This is a genomic window from Dyella sp. 2HG41-7 (assembly GCF_021390675.1).
Classification (GTDB): Bacteria; Pseudomonadota; Gammaproteobacteria; order Xanthomonadales; family Rhodanobacteraceae; genus Dyella_B.
Genome location: NZ_JAJEJV010000004.1, coordinates 1,841,381 through 1,866,667, shown reverse-complemented (window position 1 = coordinate 1,866,667; position 25,287 = coordinate 1,841,381). Strand labels below are relative to the sequence as shown.

At 60.2% G+C, this 25,287-nt stretch carries 23 protein-coding genes; 7 read left to right on the top strand and 16 right to left on the bottom strand.

All coding sequences use genetic code 11. From position 1 onward, the window contains the following. Positions 1–31 precede the first annotated feature (31 nt). The 5 genes from alaS to L0U79_RS09715 form a co-directional block, all read right to left on the bottom strand. Positions 32–2,668 (bottom strand): alanine--tRNA ligase, encoded by a 2,637-nt coding sequence (gene alaS / locus L0U79_RS09735; RefSeq protein WP_233842011.1) that lies wholly within the window; start codon positions 2,666–2,668, stop codon positions 32–34. A 74-nt stretch (positions 2,669–2,742) separates the two neighbouring features. Then, a complete protein-coding gene (locus L0U79_RS09730; RefSeq protein ID WP_233842009.1) occupies positions 2,743–3,243 on the bottom strand; it encodes a regulatory protein RecX in 501 nt (166 codons plus the stop codon). Between the two features lie 14 nt (positions 3,244–3,257). Beyond that, complete coding sequence (locus tag L0U79_RS09725; protein ID WP_233843883.1) at positions 3,258–3,872, bottom strand: short chain dehydrogenase; 615 nt, start codon at positions 3,870–3,872, stop codon at positions 3,258–3,260. Positions 3,873–3,889: 17 nt separating this feature from the next. Further along, positions 3,890–4,924 carry a recombinase RecA gene (gene recA / locus L0U79_RS09720; protein WP_233843882.1) on the bottom strand — a complete coding sequence of 345 codons (1,035 nt, stop codon included), beginning with the start codon at positions 4,922–4,924 and terminating at the stop codon, positions 3,890–3,892. Positions 4,925–5,209: 285 nt separating this feature from the next. Beyond that, entirely contained in the window at positions 5,210–5,719 is a 510-nt protein-coding gene (locus tag L0U79_RS09715; protein ID WP_233842007.1) for a CinA family protein, read from the bottom strand. A 68-nt stretch (positions 5,720–5,787) separates the two neighbouring features. On the opposite strand from L0U79_RS09715, the gene mutS reads away from it, so the two are divergent. Further along, positions 5,788–8,361: a DNA mismatch repair protein MutS gene (gene mutS / locus L0U79_RS09710; protein WP_233842005.1), complete on the top strand. Its 2,574-nt coding sequence runs from the start codon at positions 5,788–5,790 to the stop codon at positions 8,359–8,361. A 140-nt stretch (positions 8,362–8,501) separates the two neighbouring features. Here mutS and L0U79_RS09705 read toward each other — a convergent pair whose 3' ends face one another. Continuing rightward, positions 8,502–9,131, bottom strand: a complete 630-nt coding sequence (locus tag L0U79_RS09705) for a glutathione S-transferase family protein (protein WP_233842003.1) — start codon at positions 9,129–9,131, stop codon at positions 8,502–8,504. 115 nt (positions 9,132–9,246) lie between these two features. Between L0U79_RS09705 and L0U79_RS09700 the strand changes: the two genes are divergently transcribed. Beyond that, positions 9,247–9,825 (top strand): TetR/AcrR family transcriptional regulator, encoded by a 579-nt coding sequence (locus L0U79_RS09700; protein ID WP_233842001.1) that lies wholly within the window; start codon positions 9,247–9,249, stop codon positions 9,823–9,825. 136 nt (positions 9,826–9,961) lie between these two features. Continuing rightward, on the top strand, positions 9,962–12,193 hold the full coding sequence (katG, locus tag L0U79_RS09695; protein WP_233841999.1) for a catalase/peroxidase HPI: 2,232 nt from the start codon (positions 9,962–9,964) through the stop codon (positions 12,191–12,193). Positions 12,194–12,282: 89 nt separating this feature from the next. On the opposite strand, the gene L0U79_RS09690 is transcribed toward katG, so the two are convergent. Then, positions 12,283–12,840, bottom strand: a complete 558-nt coding sequence (locus L0U79_RS09690) for a response regulator (protein WP_233841997.1) — start codon at positions 12,838–12,840, stop codon at positions 12,283–12,285. A gap of 100 nt (positions 12,841–12,940) precedes the next feature. Beyond that, on the bottom strand, positions 12,941–13,345 hold the full coding sequence (locus L0U79_RS09685; RefSeq protein WP_233841995.1) for a S4 domain-containing protein: 405 nt from the start codon (positions 13,343–13,345) through the stop codon (positions 12,941–12,943). Between the two features lie 46 nt (positions 13,346–13,391). Here L0U79_RS09685 and L0U79_RS09680 point away from each other — a divergent pair, with 46 nt between their 5' ends. Then, the gene (locus tag L0U79_RS09680; protein ID WP_233841993.1) at positions 13,392–14,000 is read left to right on the top strand and encodes a trimeric intracellular cation channel family protein; all 609 of its coding nucleotides are present in this window, start codon (positions 13,392–13,394) and stop codon (positions 13,998–14,000) included. 12 nt (positions 14,001–14,012) lie between these two features. On the opposite strand, the gene L0U79_RS09675 is transcribed toward L0U79_RS09680, so the two are convergent. From L0U79_RS09675 to htpX, 3 genes are all read right to left on the bottom strand, one after another. Then, complete coding sequence (locus L0U79_RS09675) at positions 14,013–14,918, bottom strand: AEC family transporter (protein WP_233841991.1); 906 nt, start codon at positions 14,916–14,918, stop codon at positions 14,013–14,015. Between the two features lie 67 nt (positions 14,919–14,985). Then, positions 14,986–16,854 carry a molecular chaperone HtpG gene (gene htpG, locus L0U79_RS09670; protein ID WP_233841989.1) on the bottom strand — a complete coding sequence of 623 codons (1,869 nt, stop codon included), beginning with the start codon at positions 16,852–16,854 and terminating at the stop codon, positions 14,986–14,988. Positions 16,855–16,955: 101 nt separating this feature from the next. Further along, complete coding sequence (gene htpX, locus L0U79_RS09665) at positions 16,956–17,846, bottom strand: protease HtpX (protein ID WP_233841987.1); 891 nt, start codon at positions 17,844–17,846, stop codon at positions 16,956–16,958. 142 nt (positions 17,847–17,988) lie between these two features. Here htpX and gluQRS point away from each other — a divergent pair, with 142 nt between their 5' ends. Both gluQRS and phbB read left to right on the top strand, forming a co-directional pair. Next, complete coding sequence (gene gluQRS, locus L0U79_RS09660; protein ID WP_233841985.1) at positions 17,989–18,855, top strand: tRNA glutamyl-Q(34) synthetase GluQRS; 867 nt, start codon at positions 17,989–17,991, stop codon at positions 18,853–18,855. A gap of 139 nt (positions 18,856–18,994) precedes the next feature. Beyond that, positions 18,995–19,735: an acetoacetyl-CoA reductase gene (gene phbB / locus L0U79_RS09655; protein WP_233841983.1), complete on the top strand. Its 741-nt coding sequence runs from the start codon at positions 18,995–18,997 to the stop codon at positions 19,733–19,735. Between the two features lie 45 nt (positions 19,736–19,780). Here phbB and L0U79_RS09650 read toward each other — a convergent pair whose 3' ends face one another. Beyond that, the gene (locus L0U79_RS09650) at positions 19,781–20,566 is read right to left on the bottom strand and encodes a tRNA threonylcarbamoyladenosine dehydratase (RefSeq protein WP_233841981.1); all 786 of its coding nucleotides are present in this window, start codon (positions 20,564–20,566) and stop codon (positions 19,781–19,783) included. 146 nt (positions 20,567–20,712) lie between these two features. On the opposite strand from L0U79_RS09650, the gene L0U79_RS09645 reads away from it, so the two are divergent. After that, complete coding sequence (locus L0U79_RS09645; protein ID WP_233841979.1) at positions 20,713–21,102, top strand: cytochrome c; 390 nt, start codon at positions 20,713–20,715, stop codon at positions 21,100–21,102. A gap of 10 nt (positions 21,103–21,112) precedes the next feature. Here the strand turns inward: L0U79_RS09645 and L0U79_RS09640 are convergent, their stop codons facing one another. The 4 genes from L0U79_RS09640 to L0U79_RS09625 all read right to left on the bottom strand — a co-directional run bounded on the left by L0U79_RS09640 (position 21,113) and on the right by L0U79_RS09625 (position 25,253). Next, complete coding sequence (locus tag L0U79_RS09640) at positions 21,113–22,729, bottom strand: glycosyltransferase family 39 protein (RefSeq protein ID WP_233841977.1); 1,617 nt, start codon at positions 22,727–22,729, stop codon at positions 21,113–21,115. A 207-nt stretch (positions 22,730–22,936) separates the two neighbouring features. Next, a complete protein-coding gene (locus tag L0U79_RS09635) occupies positions 22,937–23,239 on the bottom strand; it encodes a DUF962 domain-containing protein (RefSeq protein ID WP_233841975.1) in 303 nt (100 codons plus the stop codon). 66 nt (positions 23,240–23,305) lie between these two features. Continuing rightward, a complete protein-coding gene (locus L0U79_RS09630; RefSeq protein WP_233841973.1) occupies positions 23,306–24,181 on the bottom strand; it encodes a pirin family protein in 876 nt (291 codons plus the stop codon). A gap of 13 nt (positions 24,182–24,194) precedes the next feature. Continuing rightward, positions 24,195–25,253, bottom strand: a complete 1,059-nt coding sequence (locus L0U79_RS09625) for an NADH:flavin oxidoreductase/NADH oxidase (RefSeq protein ID WP_233841971.1) — start codon at positions 25,251–25,253, stop codon at positions 24,195–24,197. Positions 25,254–25,287 lie beyond the last annotated feature (34 nt).

Below are 25,287 nucleotides of genomic sequence, written 5' to 3'. Positions count from 1 at the left end.
CAATTTTTACACGTGGTCCATACGCAGCGCGTCAACCCGCCAACTGCTTACCGATCCACTCCACTGTACCTGTCAAAACGTCAGGTAATTGTGGTTTGTCCATGCCGCCGCCTTGCGCCATATCCGGGCGTCCGCCGCCTTTTCCGTCGATCTGCCCTGCAACGTGCGCGACAACGTCGCCGGCTTTGATGCGACCTGCGGCTTTTCCGTGCACGCCTGCAACCAGCGAAACACGCCCTTCCATGGCGCCTGCAAGCACGACAACGCAGTCGGAAAGTTGCTGTTTAAGCTGGTCTACGCCGTCGCGCAACGCCTTTGCATCCAAACCCTCTACGCGAGCTGCAACAACCTTAATGCCAGCAATATCGCGCGCCGATTGCGCAAGATCTCCGGTCATCGAACCGGCTGCTTTGGCGCGCAGCGATTCCAATTCCCGTTCGAGTTTTTTCTGACGGTCCAGCAATTGACGCAGCTTGTCGGCGACTTCATCACCGCTCGTTGACAACAGTTGGGACAGCTCGCCCAAGCGACGCTCTTCATCCGCAACATAAGCGAGCGCGCCGACACCGGTTACCGCTTCGATACGCCGCACGCCAGATGCAACGCCGGATTCGCTTACGATCTTGAACAAACCGATATCGCCCGTGCGGCCGACATGCGTACCGCCGCACAGCTCGGTCGAGAAATCGCCCATTTTCAGCACGCGCACTTCGTCGCCGTATTTCTCGCCGAACAACGCCATCGCGCCGAATGCAATGGCATCGTCATACGCCATGTGGCGCACTTCCGCTTCCACGTTACGACGCACTTCGGCGTTTACGGCGGCTTCGATCTTCGCCAATTCTTCGCGAGACACAGGCTTGAAATGCGAGAAGTCGAAGCGCAGACGATCCGGCGCAACGAGCGAACCCTTCTGCGTGACATGTTCGCCCAACAATTCGCGCAACGCGGCGTGCAGCAAGTGCGTCGCCGAGTGATTGAGCACCGTAGCCTGACGACGCGACATATCGACATCCGCGTCGACGACATCGCCCGAACGCAACGGCTGCGCACCATGCCAGCGTCCGGCGTGGCCGAAGAACACGCCGCCCATCTTGATCGTGTCGGCGACATCGAAACGACCCGCGCCATTCGACAACGTGCCGGTATCGCCCACCTGTCCGCCGGATTCTGCGTAGAACGGCGTTTGATCCAGAATCACCAGACCATCTTCGCCTTCCGCAAGTTGGCCCACTTGTTTACCGGCGCGCACGATGCCGACGACCTTGCACGCTCCATAGGTCAACGCTTCGTAACCTAAAAACACCGTCGGTGCGAGCTGACTGGCAAGCTCCGCCGGCATCTGGCCCTTCGCTTCGAAGCGACTCGCTGCACGCGCACGCTCGCGCTGCTGCTCCATCGATTGCTCGAAGCCCGCCATGTCGACACTCAGGCCACGCTCGCGTGCGATATCGGCGGTAAGGTCCACCGGAAAGCCGTACGTGTCGTAGAGACGGAAAGCGTCTTCGCCGGGAATTGTCGTGCCCGACTTGGCGGCAACTTCATCGAACACGCGCATACCGTGTTCGAGCGTTTCGCCGAAGCGCTGTTCTTCCATGCGCAGCGCTTCTTCCACGAATGATTGCTTCGCAGCAAGCTCCGGATACGCCGCGCCCATTTCTTCGACCAGCGGCTTCACCATCTTCCAGAAGAAATCGCCGCGCACGCCCAGCATCCAGCCGTGACGCAACGCACGACGGATGATTCGACGCAACACATAACCACGCCCTTCGTTCGACGGCAACACGCCATCGACGATCAGGAACGAACACGCGCGAATATGATCGGCGATCACACGCAACGATTTGTTGCCGAGGTCCTGTGTTTTGGTGAGTTCCGAAGCGACCTTGATCAGATGCTCGAACAAGTCGATCTCGTAATTGGAATGCACGTGCTGCAGCACGGCCGCGAGACGTTCCAGGCCCATGCCCGTGTCGACGCACGGCGCGGGCAACGGCGACAGCGTGCCGTCGGGCGCGCGATCGAATTGCATGAATACCAAATTCCAGATTTCGATGTAGCGATCGCCGTCTTCATCCGGCGAGCCCGGCGGACCGCCGGCAACGTCGGGGCCGTGATCGTAGAAAATTTCCGAACACGGTCCGCACGGACCGGTATCGGCCATCTGCCAAAAGTTGTCGGACGCGAACGGCGCGCCTTTGTTGTCACCGATGCGCACGATACGCTCGGTCGGCACGCCCATTTCTTTGTGCCAGATGTCGTAGGCTTCGTCGTCCGTGTGATAGACGGTGACCCACAGCTTTTCGGCTGGCAGTTTGAACACGCCGGTCAGCAATTCCCACGCATAGCGGATTGCATCGCGCTTGAAATAGTCGCCGAACGACCAGTTGCCCAACATCTCGAAGAAGGTGTGATGGCGCGCGGTGTAGCCCACCGAATCCAGATCGTTGTGCTTGCCGCCGGCGCGCAAGCAACGCTGCACGTCGGCTACACGCGTATAGGGCAATTTCTCGCTGCCGAGAAACACGTTCTTGAATTGCACCATGCCGGAGTTGGTGAACAACAACGTCGGGTCATTGGCGGGGACCAACGAACTGGACGGCACAATGGCGTGATCCTTCGAGCGGAAGTAGTCCAGAAAAGCGGAGCGGATGTCGGCAGTTTTCATTGAGATCGGGGCTTAAGACAAAAAGGGCGCGACGCGGCGACGCCAACGCCCTTCGTCAGGCCCGCGCGGGGGTCTCAAAGGGTTTCGTCGGTCGCATCGTCCACGTCGGCGTGGGTTACATCCCGTACTGTGGCGGCGGGAAAGCCGCGACGCAAGAGGAATTGCGCCCGGCGCGCGCGTTCGGCCGGGTCTGCGGAGCCTTTGGCGCCGTATCGGCGACGCAGTTGCGCGGCGGCGGATTCGGCCCAATCGATATCGGCGGCGTCGAGCAGAGTGCGGATGCGCGCGTCGGCCAAACCGTGGCTTTTCAGCTCGGCTCGCAGGCGCATGGGGCCGTACCCTTGGGCAGAACGGTTGCGGATCAGGGCTTCGGCGAAACGGTCGTCATCCTGATACTGCTGCTCGCCAAGGCGATCCAAGGCCTCGCCGGCTTCGTCTTTGGCATAGCCGCTGCGATCCAGCTTCTGGCGCAATTCACGACGTGAATGTTCGCGGCGCGCAAGCAGACCCAGCGCCTTGCTATAGGCGCTGGGTTTGGGTTTTTCAGTGGTTTTGTCGCCTGGCTTGCGTTTCATCGACGAAGAAACGATCAGAACACTTTGTAGATCTGCCCCGTCTGCGCGCCTTCCACGCTGCGACTGAACGCCATGGCGGCGCGTGCCGCGCTGACGGGTTCGAAGCCTCGAAAGAACGGCGCGTAAGCGGGCATGGCTTCCGTCAATACGTTGGGGCTGACCACGTTGATACGCAGCCCGCGCGGCAATTCGATCGCCGCCGCACGCACAAAGGCTTCCACCGCGCCATTGACCAGACTCGCGGACGTACCGGCAACGATCGGCTGCTCGGAAAGAATGCCGGTGGTGAGCGTGATCGAACCGCCATCGCGCAGACAATCCCGTGCGGCCAGCGCGAGATTCACCTGCCCGAGCAGTTTGTCGCTGATGCCCAACGTATGCAGCGATTCGCCGAACGGAGCCGCTTTGAAATCCGACAGCGGCGCAAATGTGACCTTGCCCGCTGCGCTCACCACAGCATCCAGTTCGCCCACTTGTTTCAAGCCGTCGCGAATGCTTTGGACATCGGTGAGATCCATGCGAATGCTGCCGGAATTGCGTCCGGCAGCGATCACGTCATGGCGCTGAGCGAGCTCGGCTTGTACTGCGCGCCCCAAGGTGCCGGACGCGCCGACAAGAAGAATCCGCAGGCGTCGCTCGCTCATCGTCAGGCTTCTTCCAACGCTTCTTCGGAGGATGCCGTGGCGCCGCCGCTGCTAACCAGCAGGCGCGCGCGCAGTTCGCGGTCGATCTCGTTGGCGATGGCGGGGTTATCGCGCAGGAACTGGCGCACGTTTTCCTTGCCCTGACCGATGCGATCGCCCTTGTAGCTGTACCACGCGCCGGATTTTTCGACGAGGTTCTGCGCCACACCCAGTTCGATGATTTCGCCTTCGCGCGAGGAACCTTCACCGTACAGAATCTCGAATTCGGCCTGACGGAACGGCGGCGCAACCTTGTTCTTCACCACTTTCACGCGCGTTTCCGAACCGATGACTTCTTCGCCCTTCTTCACCGCGCCGATACGACGGATGTCCAGACGCACGGACGCGTAGAACTTCAGCGCGTTACCGCCGGTGGTGGTTTCGGGGTTGCCGAACATCACGCCGATCTTCATACGGATCTGGTTGATGAAGATCACCAGGCAGTTGGATTTCTTGATGTTGGCGGTGAGCTTGCGCAGCGCCTGGCTCATCAGACGGGCATGCAGACCCACGTGGGAATCGCCCATTTCGCCTTCGATTTCAGCCTTGGGCGTGAGTGCGGCGACGGAGTCGACCACCACCACGTCCACCGCACCGGAGCGCACCAGCATGTCGGCGATTTCCAGCGCTTGCTCGCCGGTGTCGGGCTGCGAAACCAGCAGATCGTCGATATTCACGCCCAGCTTCTGCGCGTAGATCGGATCGAGCGCGTGCTCGGCGTCGACGAAGGCCGCGGTGCCGCCGTTCTTCTGGCAATTGGCGATCACTTGCAGAGTGAGCGTGGTTTTACCCGAGGATTCCGGACCGTAGATCTCCACCACGCGTCCGCGCGGCAAACCGCCGACGCCCAGCGCGATGTCCAGGCCCAACGAACCGGTGGAGACGGTTTCGATGTTGTCGTTGGTACGATCGCCCAGGCGCATCACCGCGCCCTTGCCAAATTGCTTCTCGATCTGGCCGAGGGCCGAAGCGAGCGCTTTGCGCTTGTTGTCTTCCATCGTCGTGATTCCGCTGTTCGTTGTGGTCGTGGCGAGCATCATGCCGCGTGTTCGTCTCACGGACTGGGATGCTGGCGGGGTTGGTCTAATCCATTTTGCGTGGGTGGCATGATGTCCAGAAGGCCCGCAGAGTGTGTTGCGTGGCGTAGGGCAGACTGGCCGTCTGTCCTCGCCGATGGTCCTGCGGTCTGCAGACAGACAGGAACGGTGACGCCTACGCAAAATGGATTAGACCAACCCTGAGTATCCCACAACGGTCAAGCCGAGCCGCTGGTCAATTTCTGTTCAATTCGTCAGGATTGCCAGCACGCCCTCGAGGGCCTCGGCCACGGTCTGGCGTCGTACGGCTTCACGGTCGCCCTCGAAATGAAAAAGCCTGGCGTGCGCTGCGCCGCTGCGACGCGCCCAGCCGATCCACACCGTGCCGACCGGCTTATCCGGCGTGCCGCCCGTCGGCCCGGCAATCCCCGTGACGGCCACGGCCACATCCGCATTCAGGCGATCCACCGCGCCGGAGGCCATTTCCAAAGCCGTTTCTTTGCTCACGGCGCCGAAACGCTCCAACGTCTCCCGTCGCACGCCGAGCAGCGACATCTTGGCGGCGTTGCTGTAGCTGACGACGCCCGCTTCGAACCAGGCGGAACTGCCGGACAGATCGGTCAGCGTCTTGGCGATCCACCCGCCGGTGCACGATTCGGCCGATGCCAGCATCGACGAATGCCGCTGCATCGCCGCGGCGGTGCACACCGCCAACGCCGCCAGCTCGGCATCAGTAGGAACGAACGACTTCTCCATGCGACACTCCGCGACTTGCGAATTTTCCGTTGTACTCGCTCAGCCCTACGACGCCAAGACAAGACCGCATGAATCAGGACGACCTCTCGCTGCACACCCCTTTGATGCGTCAATACCTCGCGGCGAAGGCCGCGCATCCGGACGTGCTGTTGTTCTTCCGGATGGGCGATTTCTACGAGTTGTTCTACGACGACGCACGCAAGGCGGCGCGTTTGCTCGACATCACGCTGACGCAGCGCGGGCAGTCGGCGGGACAACCGATTCCAATGGCGGGCGTGCCGTATCACGCGGTGGAAAATTATCTGGCCAAGCTGGTGCGCCTGGGCGAATCGGTTGCGATTTGCGAACAGATCGGCGATCCGGCGTTGGCGAAGGGGCCGGTGGAACGCAAAGTAGTGCGCATCGTCACGCCGGGCACGGTGACCGACGCAGCCTTGCTGGAAGAACGTCGCGACAATCTGCTGCTGGCCATTGCGGCCGGCGCGCACGGCAGTTACGGATTGGCGTGGGTCGATCTTTCTAGCGGCCGCTTTCTGCTGAGCGAAGTGTCGAATGCGGAATCGCTCGCTGCGGAATTGGCGCGCTTACAGCCGGCGGAAACGTTGGTCGGCGAAGATGTGGCGTGGCCGAAATTGGTAAGCGCCCTGCCCGGTCTGCGCAAGCGGCCGCCGTGGCATTTCGACGGCGATGCGGCGCGACGTGAGCTCAACCGCTTTTTTGGTACGCGCGATCTTTCCGGGTTCGGCGTCGATAACCTGCCGCTCGCCATCGCCGCCGCAGGGTGCTTGCTCGGCTATGTGGAAGAAACGCAGAAAAGCGCATTGCCGCATCTTTCAGGCATGTCCGTGGAAAGTGCGAGCGAAACCATTGCGCTAGATTCCGCAACGCGCCGCAATCTCGAATTGGATACGCACCCGAGCGGACGCGTCGAGCACACCTTGCTTGGCGTGCTCGATGAAACCGTGACGCCGATGGGCGCTCGTCTGATGCGCCGCTGGTTGAATCGTCCGTTGCGTTCGCGCGACACGTTGCGGCATCGGCATCAGGCCATCGGCGCGATGATCGAAACGCGTCGTTACGAAACCTTGCGCGAACAACTGCGCGGCATCGGCGATCTGGAACGCATTCTTGCGCGCGTTGCATTGCGTTCGGCGCGTCCGCGCGACCTGTCCACCTTACGCGATGGACTCGCCGCTGCACCCGCTTTGCGCGAAACCATCGCCGCGCTCGACAGCCCGCTTTTGCACGCGCTAGTCGAAGGAATCGGCGATCACGCCACGATGGCCCAATTGCTGAAGCGCTGCATCATCGAACAACCGCCTGTGCTGCTGCGCGACGGCGGCATCATCGCCGATGGTTACGACGCCGAACTCGACGAATTGCGCCGCCTCGCCACGCACGCGGATCAATACTTGGTCGAACTCGAAGAGCGTGAAAAAGCCGCCAGCGGCATTCCCACGCTCAAGGTCGGCTACAACCGCGTACACGGTTATTACATCGAGATCACCAAGTCGCAGGCGGACAAGGCCCCCACGCATTACACGCGCCGCCAAACCACCAAGAACGCCGAACGCTACATCACCGAAGAACTGAAAACCTTCGAAGACAAAGTGCTCTCCGCCAAGGAGCGTTCGCTGATGCGCGAGCGCGCCTTGTACGAAGCCTTGCTCGACACGCTGATCGAACAGCTGGAACCACTGAAACACGCCGCCGCATCCATGGCGGAACTCGATGTGCTTTCCACGCTGGCCGAACGCGCCGAAGCGCTGGACTGGAACGCACCGGAACTCACCGATGTTCCTGGCATTCTGATCGAACGCGGCCGTCATCCGGTCGTCGAAAAAGTGCGCGAAGAACCCTTCGAGCCGAACGATCTTGCACTCGACGACAACCGCCGCATGCTGGTGATCACCGGTCCCAATATGGGCGGTAAATCCACGTATATGCGCCAGAACGCGCTGATCGTTTTGTTGGCGCATATCGGCAGCTATGTGCCGGCATCGCGCGCAGCGGTCGGGCCGATCGATCGCATTTTTACGCGCATCGGCGCGGGCGACGATCTATCGCGCGGCCAATCCACCTTTATGGTGGAAATGAGCGAAACGGCCAATATCCTGCATAACGCCACCCCGCAAAGTCTGGTGTTGATGGACGAAGTAGGCCGCGGCACCAGCACCTACGACGGACTCGCCCTCGCCCGCGCGGCAGCGGTGCATCTGGCGGCAAGCAGCAAGGCGTATACGCTGTTCGCCACGCACTATTTCGAACTCACGGAATTGGCATCCGAATATCCGAGCATCGCCAACGTGCATCTGGACGCTGTCGAATATGGCGACCAACTCGTCTTCATGCATTCGGTGAAAGAAGGCCCCGCCAATCGCAGCTTCGGTTTGCAAGTTGCCGCGTTGGCCGGTTTGCCGAAATCGGTGATTGCCGATGCACGCAAAACGTTGGCCGAGTTGGAACGCGGCATGCATGCGCACGCTGCGCAACCCTCGCCACAACACGAGTCGTCGCCGCAAATGGGATTGTTCGCTGCTCAGCCGTCGGCGGCTGAGCGTGCGTTGCTGGATGTCGATCCAGATTCGTTGGCGCCGCGCGAGGCGCTTGAAGTGCTTTATCGGCTTAAAGCGTTGCTCTGAAAAATTCCGCGTCGCGCGATATCGCTAGAGCTCGTCGCCCCGGCGAAGGCCGGGGCCCAGTGACGTTCGCAACCAAAGTCGCTGGGTCCCGGCCTTCGCCGGGACGACGAACTTTCATACATTTCGAAAACGGACAAGTTTCACGCAGCTTCCGACATCGGCGCCGGGAACGGCTCCCGCCACGCGGGAATTTCCATCAACCGTTCATGCCAACGCGCAATATTGGCGAACTCTTCCAACGGCAACTTCGCTTCTTTCGTCCAGGGCAGCAACGTGCCCGCACCGAAATCTGCAATGGTCAGCCGATCGCCCAGAAGATATTTGCGTCCGGCAAGATGCGCATCGAGCACACCAGCGAAACGCTTGTAGAACTTGGTCGCCTCTTCCACCGCGGCGGCACTCGGCTCACCCATACCGACCGCCTGCTTGATCAGATTTTCGAAATACAACGTGCCGCCATGACGGGAAAAATGCGTCAAATCCCACGACAACCAACGCAACACTTCCACCTGCTGGGTCGGTTCGCTCGGCCACAAATCGGACCCGGCTTTGACGGCCAAATGCACCATGATCGCGGCGCTTTCCCATAGCAGCAGATCGCCATCCACCAGCAACGGCACCTTGCCGTTCGGGTTCAAACTCAGGAATTCGGGTTTAAGGTGCTCGCCTTTGCGAAGGTCGACGCGGACGTATTCCATGGGCAGGTTCAGGTACTTCGCCACGGCGCAGGCTTTGCGCGGATTCATCGTTTCTGCGTAATACAACTTCATGTCACATGACTCCTTGTGGGGGGCGGAACGAGGCGAGTTTGGACTGAAATTTAATATGTTCAAGAACATATTTTGAAACTATGGCAGGCTCTCCGCGTTCCTTGGAGATCGCGCCATGCCGTACACCCACGAACACAAGCAACGCACCCGCGAGCACATCGTTCAATGCGCCCGCGAGCTCTTCAATCAGCGCGGCTTTGTCGAAGTTTCCATCGATGAAATCATGACGCGCGCCGGCCTCACGCGCGGCGGTTTCTACAATCATTTCACTAGCAAGGAAGAACTTTTTACCGAGGCGATCAGGTCCCGCCTGACCTTCAATCCTGCCGAGCGCTGGCCTGACATCGAATTCGACCCCTCGCGTTGCGGCAAAGAGCGCGCACGGCAAATGATCGATACGTATCTGTCTCGCACGCATCTGGACGATGTCGCAGGACAATGCCCAATGATCGCGCTGCCATCCGACGTATCGCGCGCCAGCAAACGCGTTAAAGATGCCTACTGCGAGTTGCTCGAGCACATGGTCGCCATGTTTTCGGACAGCGTTTCGACCCCCGACAAACGCGAACGCGGCTTGGCGCTCGCGGCGCTTTGCGTCGGCGGCATGGTGTTGGCGCGCTCATTCGACGATGACCGTTTGCGCAATGAGGTCCGCGAAGCGGCGCGTCGAACCGCGCTGGATCTGATCGAATGAAATGATGGTCGTCTCAATAGCTCTTGCCTATGGAATCGATTGGAACAATTCAATTCACCTGCCACACACGCGCGCGTAGATTCCCTATGTAGCTAGCCGACGCCAGCCACCCATCCTCCGCCGCAGGGAATTCGCCATGAGCTCCGATCTCAACACTGTGACGCCCACTTCCGATACCGCCGCCGACAAGCCGAGCGAGTCGAAGTGTCCTTTCAAGCATTCCACGAGTGGCCCTACCAACCGCGATTGGTGGCCGAATCAGCTGAACTTGAAGATTCTGAATCAGCATTCCCCGCTATCCGATCCGATGGATAAGCCATTCAATTACGCCGAGGCATTCAAGAGTCTCGACTTGGCGGCGTTGAAGAAAGATCTGCACGCGTTGATGACCGATTCGCAGGACTGGTGGCCCGCAGACTTCGGCCACTACGGACCCTTGTTCATTCGCATGGCCTGGCATAGCGCCGGTACGTATCGCACAGGCGATGGCCGCGGAGGCGCTGGTGCCGGGCAGCAGCGTTTTGCGCCGCTCAACAGTTGGCCGGACAACGTCAATCTGGATAAAGCGCGCCGCTTGCTGTGGCCGATCAAGCAGAAATACGGCAACAAGATTTCCTGGGCCGACTTGATGGTGCTTACCGGCAACGTCGCGCTCGAATCAATGGGCTTCAAAACCTTCGGCTTCGGCGGCGGACGTGAAGATGTCTGGGAGCCGGAAGAAGATGTGTATTGGGGCTCCGAAGCCACCTGGCTGGGCGGCGACAAACGTTACTCCGGCGAGCGCGACCTCGAAAATCCGCTTGCTGCTGTGCAAATGGGCTTGATCTATGTGAACCCCGAAGGCCCAGAAGGTAAGCCTGATCCGCTCGCAGCAGCGAAGGACATTCGCGAAACATTCGCGCGCATGGCCATGAATGACGAAGAAACTGTCGCCTTGATCGCAGGCGGCCACACCTTCGGCAAAACTCACGGCGCCGGTCCCGCGACCCACGTCGGCCCCGAACCGGAAGGGGCCGGCATGGAAGAACAAGGCCTAGGTTGGAAGAGCAGCTTCGGTAGCGGCAAAGGCAGCGATGCAATCGGCAGCGGTTTGGAAGTGACCTGGACCAGCACGCCGACCAAATGGAGCAACAACTTCTTCTGGAATCTATTCGGGTACGAGTGGGAACTGACCACGAGTCCAGCCGGTGCGCATCAATGGACGCCGAAAGGCGGCGCTGGCGCGAACACGGTGCCGGATGCACATGACCGCTCGAAGCGCCATGCGCCCTCGATGCTTACTACCGACCTCGCTCTGCGCATCGACCCTGCATACGAAAAAATTTCTAGGCGCTTCCTGGAAAATCCAGATGATTTCGCTGACGCCTTCGCACGTGCCTGGTTCAAGCTCACCCATCGCGACATGGGGCCGCGTGCACGCTATCTCGGCCCGGAAGTTCCAGCCGAAGCGCTGATCTGGCAAGACCCGATTCCCGCCGCCGACCACAAGCTGATTGATGCGCAAGACATCGCAGCGCTTAAAAGCAAGATCCTGGTATCGGGTTTGACTGTCTCCGAACTCGTATCGACTGCCTGGGCCTCCGCATCCAGCTTCCGCGGCTCCGACAAGCGCGGCGGCGCTAACGGTGCGCGCATTCGACTCGCGCCGCAAAAGGACTGGGAAGCCAATCAACCCGAGCAGCTGGCGAAAGTATTGAAGACGCTCGAAGGCATCCAGCAATCGTTCAATAGCGCGCAAAGCGGCGGCAAGAAAGTTTCGCTCGCCGATCTGATCGTCTTGGGCGGTTGCGCAGGTATCGAGCAAGCCGCAAAGAACGCGGGCGTCGATGTGACTGTTCCCTTTGCGCCGGGACGAACGGATGCATCTTCCGAGCAAACTGATGTCGAATCCTTCGCCGTGCTCGAGCCCGTCGCCGATGGTTTCCGCAACTTCCTCAAGGGCCGTTACACCGTCCCCGCCGAAGTGCTGCTGGTCGACAAAGCGCAACTACTCACGCTGACCGCGCCGGAAATGACCGTGCTGATCGGTGGCCTGCGCGTGCTGGACACCAATGTTGGACACACCCGGCACGGCGTCTTCACCCAGCGCCCGCAAGCACTGACCAACGACTTCTTCGTGAACCTGCTCGATATGGGCACCGCGTGGAAAGCGACATCCAAAGCCGAAGACACCTTTGAAGGCCGCGATCGCAAATCCGGAGACCTGAAGTGGATCGGCGCGCGTGTCGATCTGCTCTTCGGTTCAAACTCCCAGCTTCGCGCGCTGGCGGAAGTCTATGGAAGCTCGGATGCGCAGAAGAAGTTCGTCAACGATTTTGTCGCCGCGTGGAACAAGGTGATGAATCTGGATCGCTTCGATCTCGCGTGATTGTCATTAACGAAACGCAGAAAAAAAGCGCCGCAGTGTCCCCACGCTGCGGCGTTTCCGTCTGAAATCAAACGGCTTGCTGCGGGTGTTTAGGCGGCCATGCCAGAGAGCGTGCTTCGAATTTCCTCGTAGGGTGACTCCGGCGTCACCACAGTCGCGGTGACAACCGGCGTCGCGACGCGCGCAGTCAAGCGCCCTGCACGCACCAATTGATCGATGGCCAGCTGCACTTCGCGCTGCCCGAAGGGCTTCTTGATAAAGTCGTCTGCGCCGAAGCGTTGCACGTAAAACTGCTCGGTGGCCTGTTGATTGCCGCTGATCATCACAATCGGAATGTGCTGCGTCAGCGGATCGTGGCGCAAGGTGCGCAGCACCGAAAAACCGTTGACGCCCGGCAGCACGATATCGAGAAAAATCAGCTCCGGCTGCTCGGCCTTGGCCAGCTCGATCGCGGTCTCGCCATCGACGGCTTTCTGCACCGCGTAGCCTTCTTGCCCGAGCATCTTGCCGAGCACCGCGCGAATGGTCGGCGAATCGTCTACCACGAGCGTCCGCATGCCCAAGGCTGCCTGCGCCAGGGTCCCTTGCGGTTCGCCCGTCGCGGCGTGGTTGCTCAGCAGCCGTTTGAAGAATCCGATCCCAGTCATGGTAGTCCCCAGTGATCCGTCATGGGCAGGCAACTTCGTGTGCTGCCTGCTTTTGTGGAGATAATCACGCAGATCTAGACGGATTTCTGAGATGTGCTACTCATGGAAAATCTTTAAGCCGTCGCAGTTCTCGACGTTCCTGCTTGTTTGGACGTGTCGGCGGACGGTTTAGCCCTGCCCCGCTGAGGCGGCGCTCCTCGCGTATCTGCTCGCGCGCAAGACGGCTTTCCTCGGTTTCCCGATAGAGCATTTGCGCGACGCTAGCCGGCCCTCGTAGCTCGGAAAGGGCGAGAATTTCCAGCTCCAGCCGCTCCTCGCCGCGGGTCAATCGCACCCGATCGCCCACGTGCAAAGCCTTGGATGGCTTGCACCCTGCGCCATTCACATCGACCTTACCGCCGTCGATGGCCTGCTTGCACAGACTGCGCGTTTTATACATACGCGCCGCCCACAGCCAAATATCGGCGCGTACTTCCAGTGCGGCTTCGTGGCTTGCTTGTTTCATCGTGGCATTATCGGCGCTTCGCGACGGGGATGCATGGGGAATCCGCATGTTGCTTTATTGGCTGGATTTGATCGGGGTTGCCGTCTTTGCGATCAGCGGCGTGTTTGTCGCCGCGCATTCGAACCTGGATCTGCTCGGCGGCTTGGCGCTCGCCGCGCTCACAGCTATCGGTGGCGGCACCTTGCGCGACGTGCTGCTCAATCGTCACCCCATCTTCTGGGTGCGCGATGCGCGTTACCTGTTGGTGATTTTGGTGGCCGCCGCGCTGGCGATGGTCTATGTCGCATTTCTTCCACCGCCGGGCTATGGATTTCTGATCGCCGATGCCTTGGGTTTGGCGTTGTTTGCGATCAGCGGCGCACAGATTGCCGAAGCAGAAGGGTTCCCGTCGTTGGTCGTGATTATGATGGGCACGATGACCGGCACGGCAGGCGGCATGCTGCGCGATGTGATGAGCGCACGCGTGCCGTTGATCTTTCAGCAGGATCTCTATGCGACGGCTGCGATTGCGGGTATCGTGGCGTATCTGGTTTTGCAAAAGCTTGGTGCGCCGCGCAGCTTGGCGGTTGTTACCGGCGTCGCGGTTATCCTTCTGATGCGCTTGCTGGCGGTCGTGTGGGGCGCGCATTTACCCAGATTGCACGCGATAACCTGAGTCGATTCGCCATCAACCGGCTGGTAGCAAAAGATTGCCCAGCGGAACCGTCAAAAGCGACAACACAATGCCTGCACCCAACAGCGCGTTGGCAAGCGGCGGATCGAGTCCGTATTCATCCGCAAGAATCGCGGCGGAAATCATCGGCGCCATGGCAGCCTGCAAAACGCCGACGGTCAGCACCAAACCGCTCACATGGGTGACGCTCGCCAACATCCAACACACCAGCGGCGCCAGCAGTAGCTTCCAGCCCAGACCCCACGCCAGCGCTGACGATTGGCCTTCTTCGCGCTTGAATCGAATTTGCATGCCTACCGAAAACAGCGCGAGCGGCGTCAGCGTTGCGCCAATCGGCGCCAACACATCACTCACCGTTTGGGGCCAACCACCAAGCGCCCCCACGACGATGCCGAGAATCAATGCGACAAAGGACGGGAAAGTAAGGATGCGACGCAGGATCGATCCGGCATTCGAGTCGCGCCCCGCGTAGATGGAGCCGACGATCACGCCAGCGGAAGACAGCAGTGGAAACGTTCCGAGTTGATCCGCGACGACTGCCAATGAAAGCCCCGCCTGGCCGTGCAAGGCTTGCATCATGGGATAGCCCATGAACGATGTATTCCCCAATCCGCATACAAGAATCAAAGCGCCGACGCGACCACGCGACCAACCAAGACGCTTGCCCAGCCAAGCGAACAACAGCCACGCGCCGCCAAACACGATAAGCATCGCGGTGACAGGAAACCACAATTGCGCATCAACCTTTACGCGCGGAATGAGATCGAGCACCAACGCCGGCAACGCCACGTTGATGACCCACCAATTGATCCCCTGCACCATGCCGGCCGGCGTATTTACGCGGCGCGCCACCACGATGCCCAACACCAGGCAAGCGAATAGCAACACCAAGGCGCTCATGGAGTTCCCATATAAACAAGTACGGCCGCAGTATAGCGGCCGTACATTTCGACCAAAGCGCGAACGCTCAGCCCAACAACACGCGATTCATACGTTGCACGAAGGCGGCAGGATCGAGCAATGGCGCACCGGCCGCGATCTCTGCCTGTTCGAGCAGAAGATTGGCAAGGTCGCTCGCTTTGATCTGATCGCTTTCTGCTTCCACGCGCTTCAACAACGCGTGCTGCGGATTGATCTCGAGCGTTGGCTTGCTTTCTGGCATATCGTGCCCTGCTTCGCGCAGCAAGCGCGCCAGATGCGGCGCCATCTCGAAATCGGAAAGCGCAAGACACGACGGCGAATCGGTGAGGCGCGCAGAGACTTTGACATCCGCTACGCGCTCGCCGAGCAAGTCTTTCAGCTTTTTCAGCAGCGGTTCGGCGGCTTTGTTCGCTTCTTCCTGCTGCTGCTTACCCGCCTCGTCCAAGGGGAATTCGCCCTTGGCGACGTTGCGCAGCTTTTTGCCGCTGTATTCGTTGAGACTGCCCAGCATCCATTCGTCGATGCGGTCGGACATCAGCAACACTTCGATGCCCTTGGCTTTAAACGCCTCCAACTGCGGACTGCCCGCTGCCGCCGCATGGCTATCGGCAGTGATATACCAAATCGTGTCCTGATCGACCGGCATGCGGCCGATGTAGTCGTCCAGCGAAACGTTTTGCGTGCCGCCTTCGCCCTTGGTGGACGCAAAGCGCAGCAACTTGGCGATGCGTTCGCGGTTGGCGTGGTCTTCGACGATGCCTTCCTTGAGCGTGTTGCCGAACGATTTGTAGAACGTATTGAATTTCTCCGGCTCGTCTTTGGCGAGCTTTTCGATCAGATCCAGCACGCGCTTCACGCACGCCGCTTTGATGCGTTCGAGCTGCCGGTTGTGTTGCAGTATTTCGCGGCTCACGTTCAACGGCAGATCGTCCGCATCGACCACGCCGCGCACAAAGCGCAGATAGTTGGGAAGCAGCTCTTCCGCCGCATCCATGATGAAAACGCGCTTGATGTAGAGCTTCAGACCTTTGCGTTCGTCGCGCCCGCCCATCATCTGTTCGAACGGCGGCTGCGACGGGAGATACAGCAAGGTCGTGTAGCTTTGATTGCCTTCGACGCGATTGTGCGTCCAGGCAAGCGCATCGTTGAAATCGTGGCCCAGCGACTTATAGAAGCTCTGGTAATCCTCGTCGCTGATTTCGTTCTTGGGCTTGGTCCAAAGCGCGGAAGCCGCGTTGACCGTTTCCCATTCGTTGGTGATTTTGTCGTCTTTTTCCACCGGCATGCGAATGGGAAACGCGACGTGATCGGAGTAACGCGTGATCAGCGAACGCAATTCCCAGCGCTTGAGAAAGTCGTCCTCGTCGGCTTTCAGGTGCAAGACCACCGCTGTGCCGCGCTCGGGCAATTCGATCTGCGCCAGCGAATATTCGCCCTTGCCATCGCTCTCCCATTTCACGCCTTCGCTCACCGGCAAACCCGCGCGGCGGCTGTAGACCGTTACTTTATCGGCGACCACGAAGGCTGAATAGAAACCCACGCCGAACTGGCCGATCAGGCGAGCATCGTTCTTCTGCTCGCTACTCATCGCCTCAAGAAAACGGCGCGTGCCGGAGCTGGCGATGGTGCCGAGATTGGCGACGATCTCATCGCGACTCATGCCCACGCCGTTATCGCGCACGGTGATGGTGCGCTGCTCGGGGTTCCAGCTCACGTCGATCCGCAACTCGGCATCGCCGGCCAATAGCTCAGGCTTGGCGATGGATTCGAAACGAAGCTTGTCGCAGGCATCCGATGCGTTAGAGATCAATTCGCGCAGGAAAATTTCCTTGTGCGAATACAGCGAGTGTGTGACCAGATGCAGGACCTGGGCGACTTCGGCTTCGAATTTGCGGGTTTCAGCGGCTGCGCTCATAACGTAAAACGTTCCAAAAGATGAGTGATCGTGATCGACGACGCCTCAACGCACCGGCTCCCGCCGATGCGAAGGGGACAACAAGACGGCGTTATATCGGTTTAGACTCCGCCACGCTGCAAGGCGGCAATGCGTTCTTCCAGCGGCGGATGGCTCATCAGCAAGCGCTGCAGGCCAGTCGCCAGCGGACCGGAAATACCGAAGGCAGCCATCGTCTTGGGCAAGGTGCTTTCGCCGTGATTGAGCTGTAACCGTTGCAAAGCGGAGATCATCGAGCCTTGACCGGCCAGCAACGCGCCCGCCGCATCGGCGCGGAATTCGCGCCAGCGCGAAAACGCCATCACAATCATCGAGGCGAACAGGCCAAATACCAACTGCAGCACCATCACGCACACGAAGTAACCGATGCCGCCGCCGCGATTGTCGCGGCCGCCGGAAATCCAGCTATCCACCAATCGTCCGACGACGCGCGCGGCAAGTATCACCAGCGTATTGAGCACGCCCTGGATAAGCGTGAGCGTCACCATATCGCCGTTGGCGACGTGGCCGATTTCATGACCAAGCACCGCCGCGACCTGCTCGCGATCCATCTGCAACAACAAGCCGGTGCTTACCGCCACCAGCGAACTGTTTTTGGTCATGCCGGTGGCGAAGGCATTCATTTCGGGCGCGTCGTAGATCGCGACCTCGGGCATGCCGATGCCCGCGGTCTGCGCATGGTGGCGCACGGTATCCAGCAGCCAGCGCTCGGTTTCGCTTTGCGGCTGTTCGATCACGCGCGCGCCGGTGGACATCTTCGCCATCCACTTGGACATCGCCAAGGAAATGAAAGCGCCGCCCATGCCGAAGACCGCCGCATAGAGCAGTAACCCGGTCATGCCGCCGTACCCGTGCATGGCCGCCCACTGATCGATGCCGAAGATGCGGCAGACGATGCTCAGCAAAAGCAAGACGGCGATGTTGGTCAGCAGAAAAAGCGCGATGCGGCGCATAGTGGTCCTTATGTTCGGTCAGGCCGAAGAAAACAATGGTAATCCGTGCCATAGATTCCGGCGAACCATCGACGATTCAAGCGTTAAGGATAGATACCTGCTTCAGCGCCCGCATTACGGTCAGCTTACGTAAAATATCTCGATGACCTACCGCGGCCGTTTCGCCCCCTCCCCCACTGGACTTCTGCACGCGGGATCGCTGGCCGCTGCGGTGGGTAGCTGGCTGTGCGCGCGCCACGCCGGCGGTCGATGGCTGGTGCGCATGGAAGACATCGACCCGCCACGCGAAGCGCCCGGTTCGGCCCAAGCCATCCTCGCCGCGCTGCCGGCGTTCGGTTTGGTAGCGGACGAGCTTGTCATCTATCAGTCATCTCGCATCGCCGCCTACGACGCGGCTTTCGAGCAGCTTCGCAAGGCCGATCTGATATTTCCGTGTTGGTGCAGTCGTAGCGAATTGACCATCGCGGGCGGCATTCACCGGGATGGCCGCTGCATCGCGCCTCCGGATCCGCATCGCGCACCTGCTTGGCGTATGCGCGTACCGGATAAAACCGTCACCTTTGTTGATGAGTTGCAGGGGCCGCAATCCCAGCCGTTGCGCGAGGTCGTGGGCGATTTTGTGATCCGCCGGGTCGAAGGCTTTTATTCCTACCAGCTGGCCTGCGTGGTGGACGATGCCTGGCAAGGCATCACCCAGGTGGTGCGCGGCAACGATCTGCTCGATTCCACCCCACGGCAGATCTGGCTGCAGCATTGCCTGAATTTGCCGACGCCGCGATATCTGCATCTACCGCTCGTACTCGACAGTGAGGGCCGAAAATTGTCGAAATCCGAGCGCTCGCAGGAGGTCGATCCTTCCTCGCCCATGGCGAGTTTGCGGCGTGCCCTATCGTTTTTAGGCGTGATGCCGGACGAATCGGCCGTCCATCCATCCGAATTGCTGCGTCGCGCCCTAGATCATTTCGATCCGAACCAATTGACGCGTTGCAGCGACCATCACGCAGCTTAACCCGGTATAACGAACGGACGCCGCTCAGCATGTTGCAATACAAAGAACCGATATTCCTTCATGTTGTCTGCGTATAAGCTCACGTAGATTCGCGCACGTCGCGCGGAACGCATCACGCACACCATAAGGAGATCAAGGCATGACTCAGCGTACGGCATTGGTAACGGGCGGCACCGGCGGCATTGGTACTGCGATCGTGCGCTATCTGGCCAAACAGGGACATCGCGTCGCCACCAACTATCGCGACGAGGCCAAGGCTGAGGCCTGGCGCCAAGCCATGGTCAAAGACGGTATCGAGGTGGTTCTGGTGTCGGGTGACGTCTCCGATCCGACGTCGTGCGAAAACATGATCAGCGCGGTCCACCACAAGTTGGGCCCGGTGGATATTCTGGTCAACAACGCGGGCATTACCCGCGACACCACCTTCCACAAGATGACCTATCAGCAGTGGATGGACGTGGTGAACACCAACCTCAACGCCTGCTTCAACGTCACCCGTCCGGTGATCGAAGACATGCGTACGCGAAAATGGGGCCGCATCGTGCAGATCAGCTCGATCAACGGCCAAAAGGGCCAGTACGGACAAGCCAACTACGCCGCGGCGAAGGCCGGCATGCACGGCTTCACCATTTCGCTGGCTCAGGAAAACGCGCGCTTCGGCATTACCGTGAACACGGTGTCGCCCGGTTATGTCGCCACCGATATGGTGATGGCCGTGCCGGAAGAAGTGCGCGAGAAGATCGTGGCGCAGATCCCGGTGGGCCGCCTCGGTAAGCCTGAGGAAATTGCGCACGCCGTGGCGTTCTTCACCACCAATGAGGCGAGCTGGATTACCGGCGCTAATCTCGCCATCAACGGTGGGCATTACATGGGTTGGTAATACCCTTGCGCTTCCTCTCCCTTGGGGGAGAGGAAGCGCGTGTCGTCAGCGCTCCAGCAACTTCTCCATCACCTTGCCCACCGCGGCGAAGGCGAACGCACCCGTCACGTGCGTCGCCGCGCCAAGGCCGCCACCGCAAGCCAGATTCAATGAATCGCCGCCCGGCGGGCGCGTTCCGCATACCGTTCCATCCGGTTGCGGGTATTGCACGTTCTGCAACGAATAAACCGCCGACACGCCGAAATAGCGATCGGGGTTGCGAGGAAAACCAAAATCCTGGCGGAGCTTCTTGCGAATCAGGCTGAACATCGCATCGTGCTCGGTGCGTGAAAGATCGCGCACGCGAATCTGCGTGGGATCGGTACGACCGCCTGCCGAACCCACCGTCACCATCGGCAACTTACGTCGCCGGCACCAGGCGATGGCCTCGAGTTTTACGCGGAAGGCATCGCAGGCATCGAGCACCACGTCGTAGCCGCGATCGAGCAACTCATCCAGCGTGGCTGGGGTGAGAAAACGCTCGATCGCTTCCAGACGGATCGCCGGATTGATCGCATGCGCACGCGCGGCGATCACGCCAACCTTTGGCTTGCCGAATTCGCCATCGAGCGCGTGTAACTGGCGATTCGTATTCGAAACACAAACTTCATCCGCATCGATCAGCGTGAGCCGGCCCACGCCACTGCGCGCCAACGCTTCCGCGGCCCATGAACCGACTCCACCGACACCGATCACGCACACGTGTTTTTGCGCCAGATGCGCCACGCTGCCGACGCCGTACAGCCGCTCGACACCGTCGAAACGCTCGGAGGGATAGTTCGCACCGATCATGGGCGACCACCGGTCGCTCCGTGGAGCTCGCAAAAATTCACGCCGTCACCCGACTCAAAAGGATCGAGCCATTTTAGCCGCGATGCATGGACGGCATACGCCTTGGGGTATGCTCGACGTTCTTCGCCTCGGGAATAGGTATCGCAATGCGTGCAGCGCTTATGATCGTGTTGGGCTTGGTTATCGGCATCGTCGGCACCGTGTTCGCCATGCGCGCGCTGGCCGAACGCAACCCGCTGCCGCATGCGGTGATGGTGACGATGGGGTATCACCGCCATCAGCTGCAGCAGATCGTCAAAGGGCAGCATTGCGACGCCTCCGCGTCGGTCAATCAGCTGCAGCATATGGAGATGATCTCGACCGACATCCCCGGCGCCTTCCCCGACGCGCCGGCGCAGTTCAGCGATTTCGCCAAACAACTGCATACGACGCTGCAGACGGCCTCGCAATCATCCCCCGCCGATTGCCCGGCTCTGGTCGCAACGCTTAAGCAGGTGGATCACGACTGCAGTCAGTGCCATCAGCAATATCGCTGATTCCTGATCGTTAGTTCGGCTCGGCTTCGTCGGGCGCCTGGAACATCAGTATGGTGATTTCCTTGCCTTGCGGGATCTCTACGACAGGGGTCCCGAGCGCGGCGATGCGGTTTTTGAAATCCGTCAGATTCTCGCGCTGCCCCAACGCCGAGCGACCATTCACCGCCCACACGCGGCCGCCTTGCTTCCATCGAGCCAACGCCTCGTCGAGTTGCGAAGTTACCAATGCGGTGGATTGGATAGGTAGCTCGCCTTTGGGCTGCAATACCGAAAGCATAGTCGGCGCGTTCGGATCGGCGGTGAATACGGTGTCGCCGGGTCGCACATTCGCAGCCAGCGTTGCTGCCGCCATATCCCAACGCGGTTTGGTTTCCATGCGATAAACGGGGCCCAGGTTCACCACGCCCAGCAACAACAAGAGCGTGGTCGTCATCGCGAGAATGCGACGCGGCAACATACTCGCCCCCACGCCAACCAGCACGAAAAACGGCGCGGCGCTCCACAGCACGTAACGCGGCAGGAGCATCGACTTGAACAGCGAAATCGTCAGGATAAGCAGCGGCAACACCAACACGCTCAGCAACAGCACGCGTCCTTCCAGTCGTCCGCGCAAACGAAACAAGCCCGCTATACCGGCCGCCGCCACCAGCAGTCCCAACAATGGCACCGCCGTGTGCATCAAATCGAATTTGACGACCGCCACCATGCGCATCAGATAGACGCTGCCCGCCACCACCCACATGTGCTGCCAACTCAGCTCGGGAATCCAATCGAATTTCTGCAGCATGTGCCCATCGCTGAATGCGACGATCGCGCCGTAAAACGGCACCGTGCACAACACGATGGCGACGAAGCTCCAGATCCAGTTCCGACGAAATGTCGCGCGTGCTTCCGTCGACGAAGCCAACCCTCGCCCGATGAGAAACAAGGAAAGGTTGGAAGCGATCAACCATGGCAGCGCATCACTGAGCACATCCAACGCAGCGATGGTGCCGAATACATAAGCGCACCAGCCCCATCGATCGGCGTCGGCGCCGCGTATGTCGACCGCCGCGCGATTAGGCTCCTGCGCAAGTCGCAACAATCCCCACAACGCGACCGTAATCAACAAGGTGACAAGCGTGTACGACCGCGCCTCCTGCCCGTACTGCACTTGCAACGGCGACAACGCCATCAACAAACCGGCCACGATGCCCGCGTAGCGATTAGCCATGCGACGTGCGATGACAAACACCATGCCCGCCGTCATGGCGCCAAACAGGGCCGAAGGAATCCTCAACCATGCATCGCCTGCTCCGAAAAACGGCGACAGCAACCGCAGCAGCAAGAAATATGTAGGCATATGCCGATTGGTAAAGCTGTCGGCGATGAGTCCGTTCAAATCCAGATGCGCGCGCTGGAACGTCAGCGCTTCATCAAGCCACAGCGGCTGATGATCGATGCGAAACAATCTTGTAACAAGACCGAGCACGACGATCGCGAGTATCCAGGCTGCGTCGCGTCGCCATGTCGCTTCCTTGACGCGCGCCGTCGTGTCGTCCACGGCGTTCGGCGCAACGGTGCTGCCAAGCGCATGGCGGCGGCGCGATGCATCCGTGCGTATCGCAAGCGTGACGAAGTCATTCATGCGCTGACAATCCTGCAATCGATCTCGGCAGAGGGCACAAAATGTAACGCGTGCCCCATCGATTGGTTGTCTTGTATTTATGACAAGTTGGGGCAAATTCAGCCGAAAAACATTGCGGCGTGACTTATGGCACAAACAAACGCGACTGCATCGCGCCGCGTTTGTTTTATCGATGTTATCGATAAGGCTTACGCCAACCCTACGTGGTCAAATTTTTACTCTGCCCCGCAGCACGTCCCAATACATCACCCAGTCGCCCATCAGGCTGTAAAGCGGATGGCGAAAGGTTGCCGGCCGATTCTTTTCGAATGCGAAATGACCGACCCAGGCGAACCCGTAACCCGCTACGGGCGCAAGCCACAACCACGCCAGCCTGCCCGATACCAGCGCGTACACGACAATCAGAAGGACCAGCGAACTACCGACAAAATGAAGACGGCGACAGCGTCGATCACGATGCTCGTCGAGATAATACGGATAGAAATCGCGAAAACTGGCGAATGCGGACATGGCTCATCTCCGACGCTGATGTTCGCAGCCTAATGCTTCAGCGATTGCGCTGCACGCTGTAAAACATCACGTCGGCAACGGAATGAATTCTTCCTCGTCGCCGGCGACTTTGCCAAAACGCTGAGCCTGCCAATCCGCCTTCGCCTGCTCGATGCGCTCGCGCGAACTCGACACGAAATTCCACCAAAGGTGACGCTCGCCATCCAAGGGGGCGCCACCAAAAAGCATCACGCGACTGGCCGTTTTCGCTCGCACCGTCGGCGCACCCTCGCCCGTCTGCACAGCCATCTGCGTGGCGGCCAAATTGAGATCGCCCCAGGTGACTTCGCCTTCGATGACATGCACGCCGTGTTCGGTGTGTTCGTCGGGCAACGGCACCTCGGTGCCCGCGTCCAGATGCGATTCGACAAAGAACATCGGCGCGAAAACTTTGACCGGCGATTCGCTGCCGTAGGCCGTGCCGGCGATAAGCACCAGCTCTGCACCAGGCTTGCGAATACGCGGCAAACTTGCGGCTTCGTGATGATGGAATTCCGGCGCCACTTCCTCGTCTTTTTTGGGCAGCGCCACCCACACCTGGATGCCATGCATGCGCTGTCCGCTGCGACGCGCATCCGGCGGCGCGCGTTCCGAGTGCGCGATGCCACGCCCCGCGGTCATCCAATTCACCGCACCCGGTGTGATGTCTGCCACGCTGCCGACCGTGTCGCGATGACGAATGCTGCCTTCGAACAACCACGTCACCGTCGCCAGACCAATGTGCGGATGCGGACGCACGTCCAAGCCTTTTCCGGGCGCGAATTCGGTCGGCCCCATATGGTCGTAGAACACAAACGGCCCAATATGCCGCGCCATCAGCACGGGCAGCATGCGCCGCACGACGAAGCCATCGCCAAGATCGTGCAGACGGCCGCCTTCTATCAGAGTCGGTTGGGAGGGCACGTTCGGATTCCTATCACCAAGCCCGTTGATATTGCTCCGGCGCGACGATCGTTGCACCTAATTCTTGCGCGGCGCGACGAGGAAAATACGGATCGCGCAAACTGGCGCGCGCAATCAGCACCAGATCGGCGGCGCCGCCCGCAATGATGCCGTCCGCCTGTGCCGGCTCGGTAATCAAGCCGACAGCGCCTGTCGCGATGCCCGCCTCTTGTCGAATACGCGCGGCAAACGGCACCTGATAACCGGGACCGAGCGGGATCTTTACGTGCGGCACCAGGCCACCGCTGGATACGTCCACCAGATCCACGCCCAGTTCGCCGAGTTGACGGGCAAGGCGCACGCTTTCGTCGATGTTCCAGCCGCTTTCCGCCCAATCCGTTGCGGAGATGCGCAGCCACAAAGGCAAGTCTTCGGGCCAAACGTCGCGCACCGCTGTGATGACTTCGCGCACCAGTCGCGTACGATTTTCGAAGCTGCCGCCGTATTCGTCGTTGCGATGATTGCTCAACGGCGACATGAACTGATGCAGCAGATAACCATGCGCGCCGTGCAGTTCGATCAGCTTGAAGCCCGCTTCTTTTGCGCGAACAGCCGCCGCATGAAAATCCGCTACCACCTTGCGAATGCCGTCGAGATCCAACGCCTGCGGCACATGCCAATCGTGATCGAACGCGATCGCGGACGGCGCGACGGTCTGCCACGCACCTTTGTCGGCCGGCAGCGGACCGCCGCCTTCCCACGGGCGCCACACGCTGGCCTTGCGTCCGGCATGCCCCAATTGCACGCCGGGAACGGCGCCATGTTCGGCGATAAAGGCAGCGATGGGCCGCCATGCATCCACCTGCGCATCGTTCCAGATGCCCGTGTCCTGCGCGGAAATGCGCCCTTCCGGCGATACGGCCGTCGCTTCCGCAACGACCGCGCCCGCGCCACCGACGGCACGGCTTCCCAGATGCACGGTGTGCCACAAATTGGGCACGCCGTCATGCGCGGAGTACTGGCACATGGGCGATACGACAATGCGATTGCGCAGCGTCTGACTTCGTTGAACGTAAGGCTCGAACAGCTTCATGGGCAGCACCGTCTTGCGAAAGGCGAAACCAGAC

What these genes read in the sequence shown, in the direction of transcription:
- alaS (WP_233842011.1), bottom strand. Translation starts at nt 2,668, where the DNA reads ATGAAAACTGCCGACATCCGCTCCGCTTTTCTGGACTACTTCCGCTCG.
- L0U79_RS09730 (WP_233842009.1), bottom strand. Translation starts at nt 3,243, where the DNA reads ATGAAACGCAAGCCAGGCGACAAAACCACTGAAAAACCCAAACCCAGC.
- recA (WP_233843882.1), bottom strand. Translation starts at nt 4,924, where the DNA reads ATGGAAGACAACAAGCGCAAAGCGCTCGCTTCGGCCCTCGGCCAGATC.
- L0U79_RS09715 (WP_233842007.1), bottom strand. Translation starts at nt 5,719, where the DNA reads ATGGAGAAGTCGTTCGTTCCTACTGATGCCGAGCTGGCGGCGTTGGCG.
- mutS (WP_233842005.1), top strand. Translation starts at nt 5,788, where the DNA reads ATGAATCAGGACGACCTCTCGCTGCACACCCCTTTGATGCGTCAATAC.
- L0U79_RS09705 (WP_233842003.1), bottom strand. Translation starts at nt 9,131, where the DNA reads ATGAAGTTGTATTACGCAGAAACGATGAATCCGCGCAAAGCCTGCGCC.
- L0U79_RS09700 (WP_233842001.1), top strand. Translation starts at nt 9,247, where the DNA reads ATGCCGTACACCCACGAACACAAGCAACGCACCCGCGAGCACATCGTT.
- katG (WP_233841999.1), top strand. Translation starts at nt 9,962, where the DNA reads ATGAGCTCCGATCTCAACACTGTGACGCCCACTTCCGATACCGCCGCC.
- L0U79_RS09690 (WP_233841997.1), bottom strand. Translation starts at nt 12,840, where the DNA reads ATGACTGGGATCGGATTCTTCAAACGGCTGCTGAGCAACCACGCCGCG.
- L0U79_RS09685 (WP_233841995.1), bottom strand. Translation starts at nt 13,345, where the DNA reads ATGAAACAAGCAAGCCACGAAGCCGCACTGGAAGTACGCGCCGATATT.
- L0U79_RS09680 (WP_233841993.1), top strand. Translation starts at nt 13,392, where the DNA reads ATGTTGCTTTATTGGCTGGATTTGATCGGGGTTGCCGTCTTTGCGATC.
- L0U79_RS09675 (WP_233841991.1), bottom strand. Translation starts at nt 14,918, where the DNA reads ATGAGCGCCTTGGTGTTGCTATTCGCTTGCCTGGTGTTGGGCATCGTG.
- htpG (WP_233841989.1), bottom strand. Translation starts at nt 16,854, where the DNA reads ATGAGCGCAGCCGCTGAAACCCGCAAATTCGAAGCCGAAGTCGCCCAG.
- htpX (WP_233841987.1), bottom strand. Translation starts at nt 17,846, where the DNA reads ATGCGCCGCATCGCGCTTTTTCTGCTGACCAACATCGCCGTCTTGCTT.
- gluQRS (WP_233841985.1), top strand. Translation starts at nt 17,989, where the DNA reads ATGACCTACCGCGGCCGTTTCGCCCCCTCCCCCACTGGACTTCTGCAC.
- phbB (WP_233841983.1), top strand. Translation starts at nt 18,995, where the DNA reads ATGACTCAGCGTACGGCATTGGTAACGGGCGGCACCGGCGGCATTGGT.
- L0U79_RS09650 (WP_233841981.1), bottom strand. Translation starts at nt 20,566, where the DNA reads ATGATCGGTGCGAACTATCCCTCCGAGCGTTTCGACGGTGTCGAGCGG.
- L0U79_RS09645 (WP_233841979.1), top strand. Translation starts at nt 20,713, where the DNA reads ATGCGTGCAGCGCTTATGATCGTGTTGGGCTTGGTTATCGGCATCGTC.
- L0U79_RS09640 (WP_233841977.1), bottom strand. Translation starts at nt 22,729, where the DNA reads ATGAATGACTTCGTCACGCTTGCGATACGCACGGATGCATCGCGCCGC.
- L0U79_RS09635 (WP_233841975.1), bottom strand. Translation starts at nt 23,239, where the DNA reads ATGTCCGCATTCGCCAGTTTTCGCGATTTCTATCCGTATTATCTCGAC.
- L0U79_RS09625 (WP_233841971.1), bottom strand. Translation starts at nt 25,253, where the DNA reads ATGAAGCTGTTCGAGCCTTACGTTCAACGAAGTCAGACGCTGCGCAAT.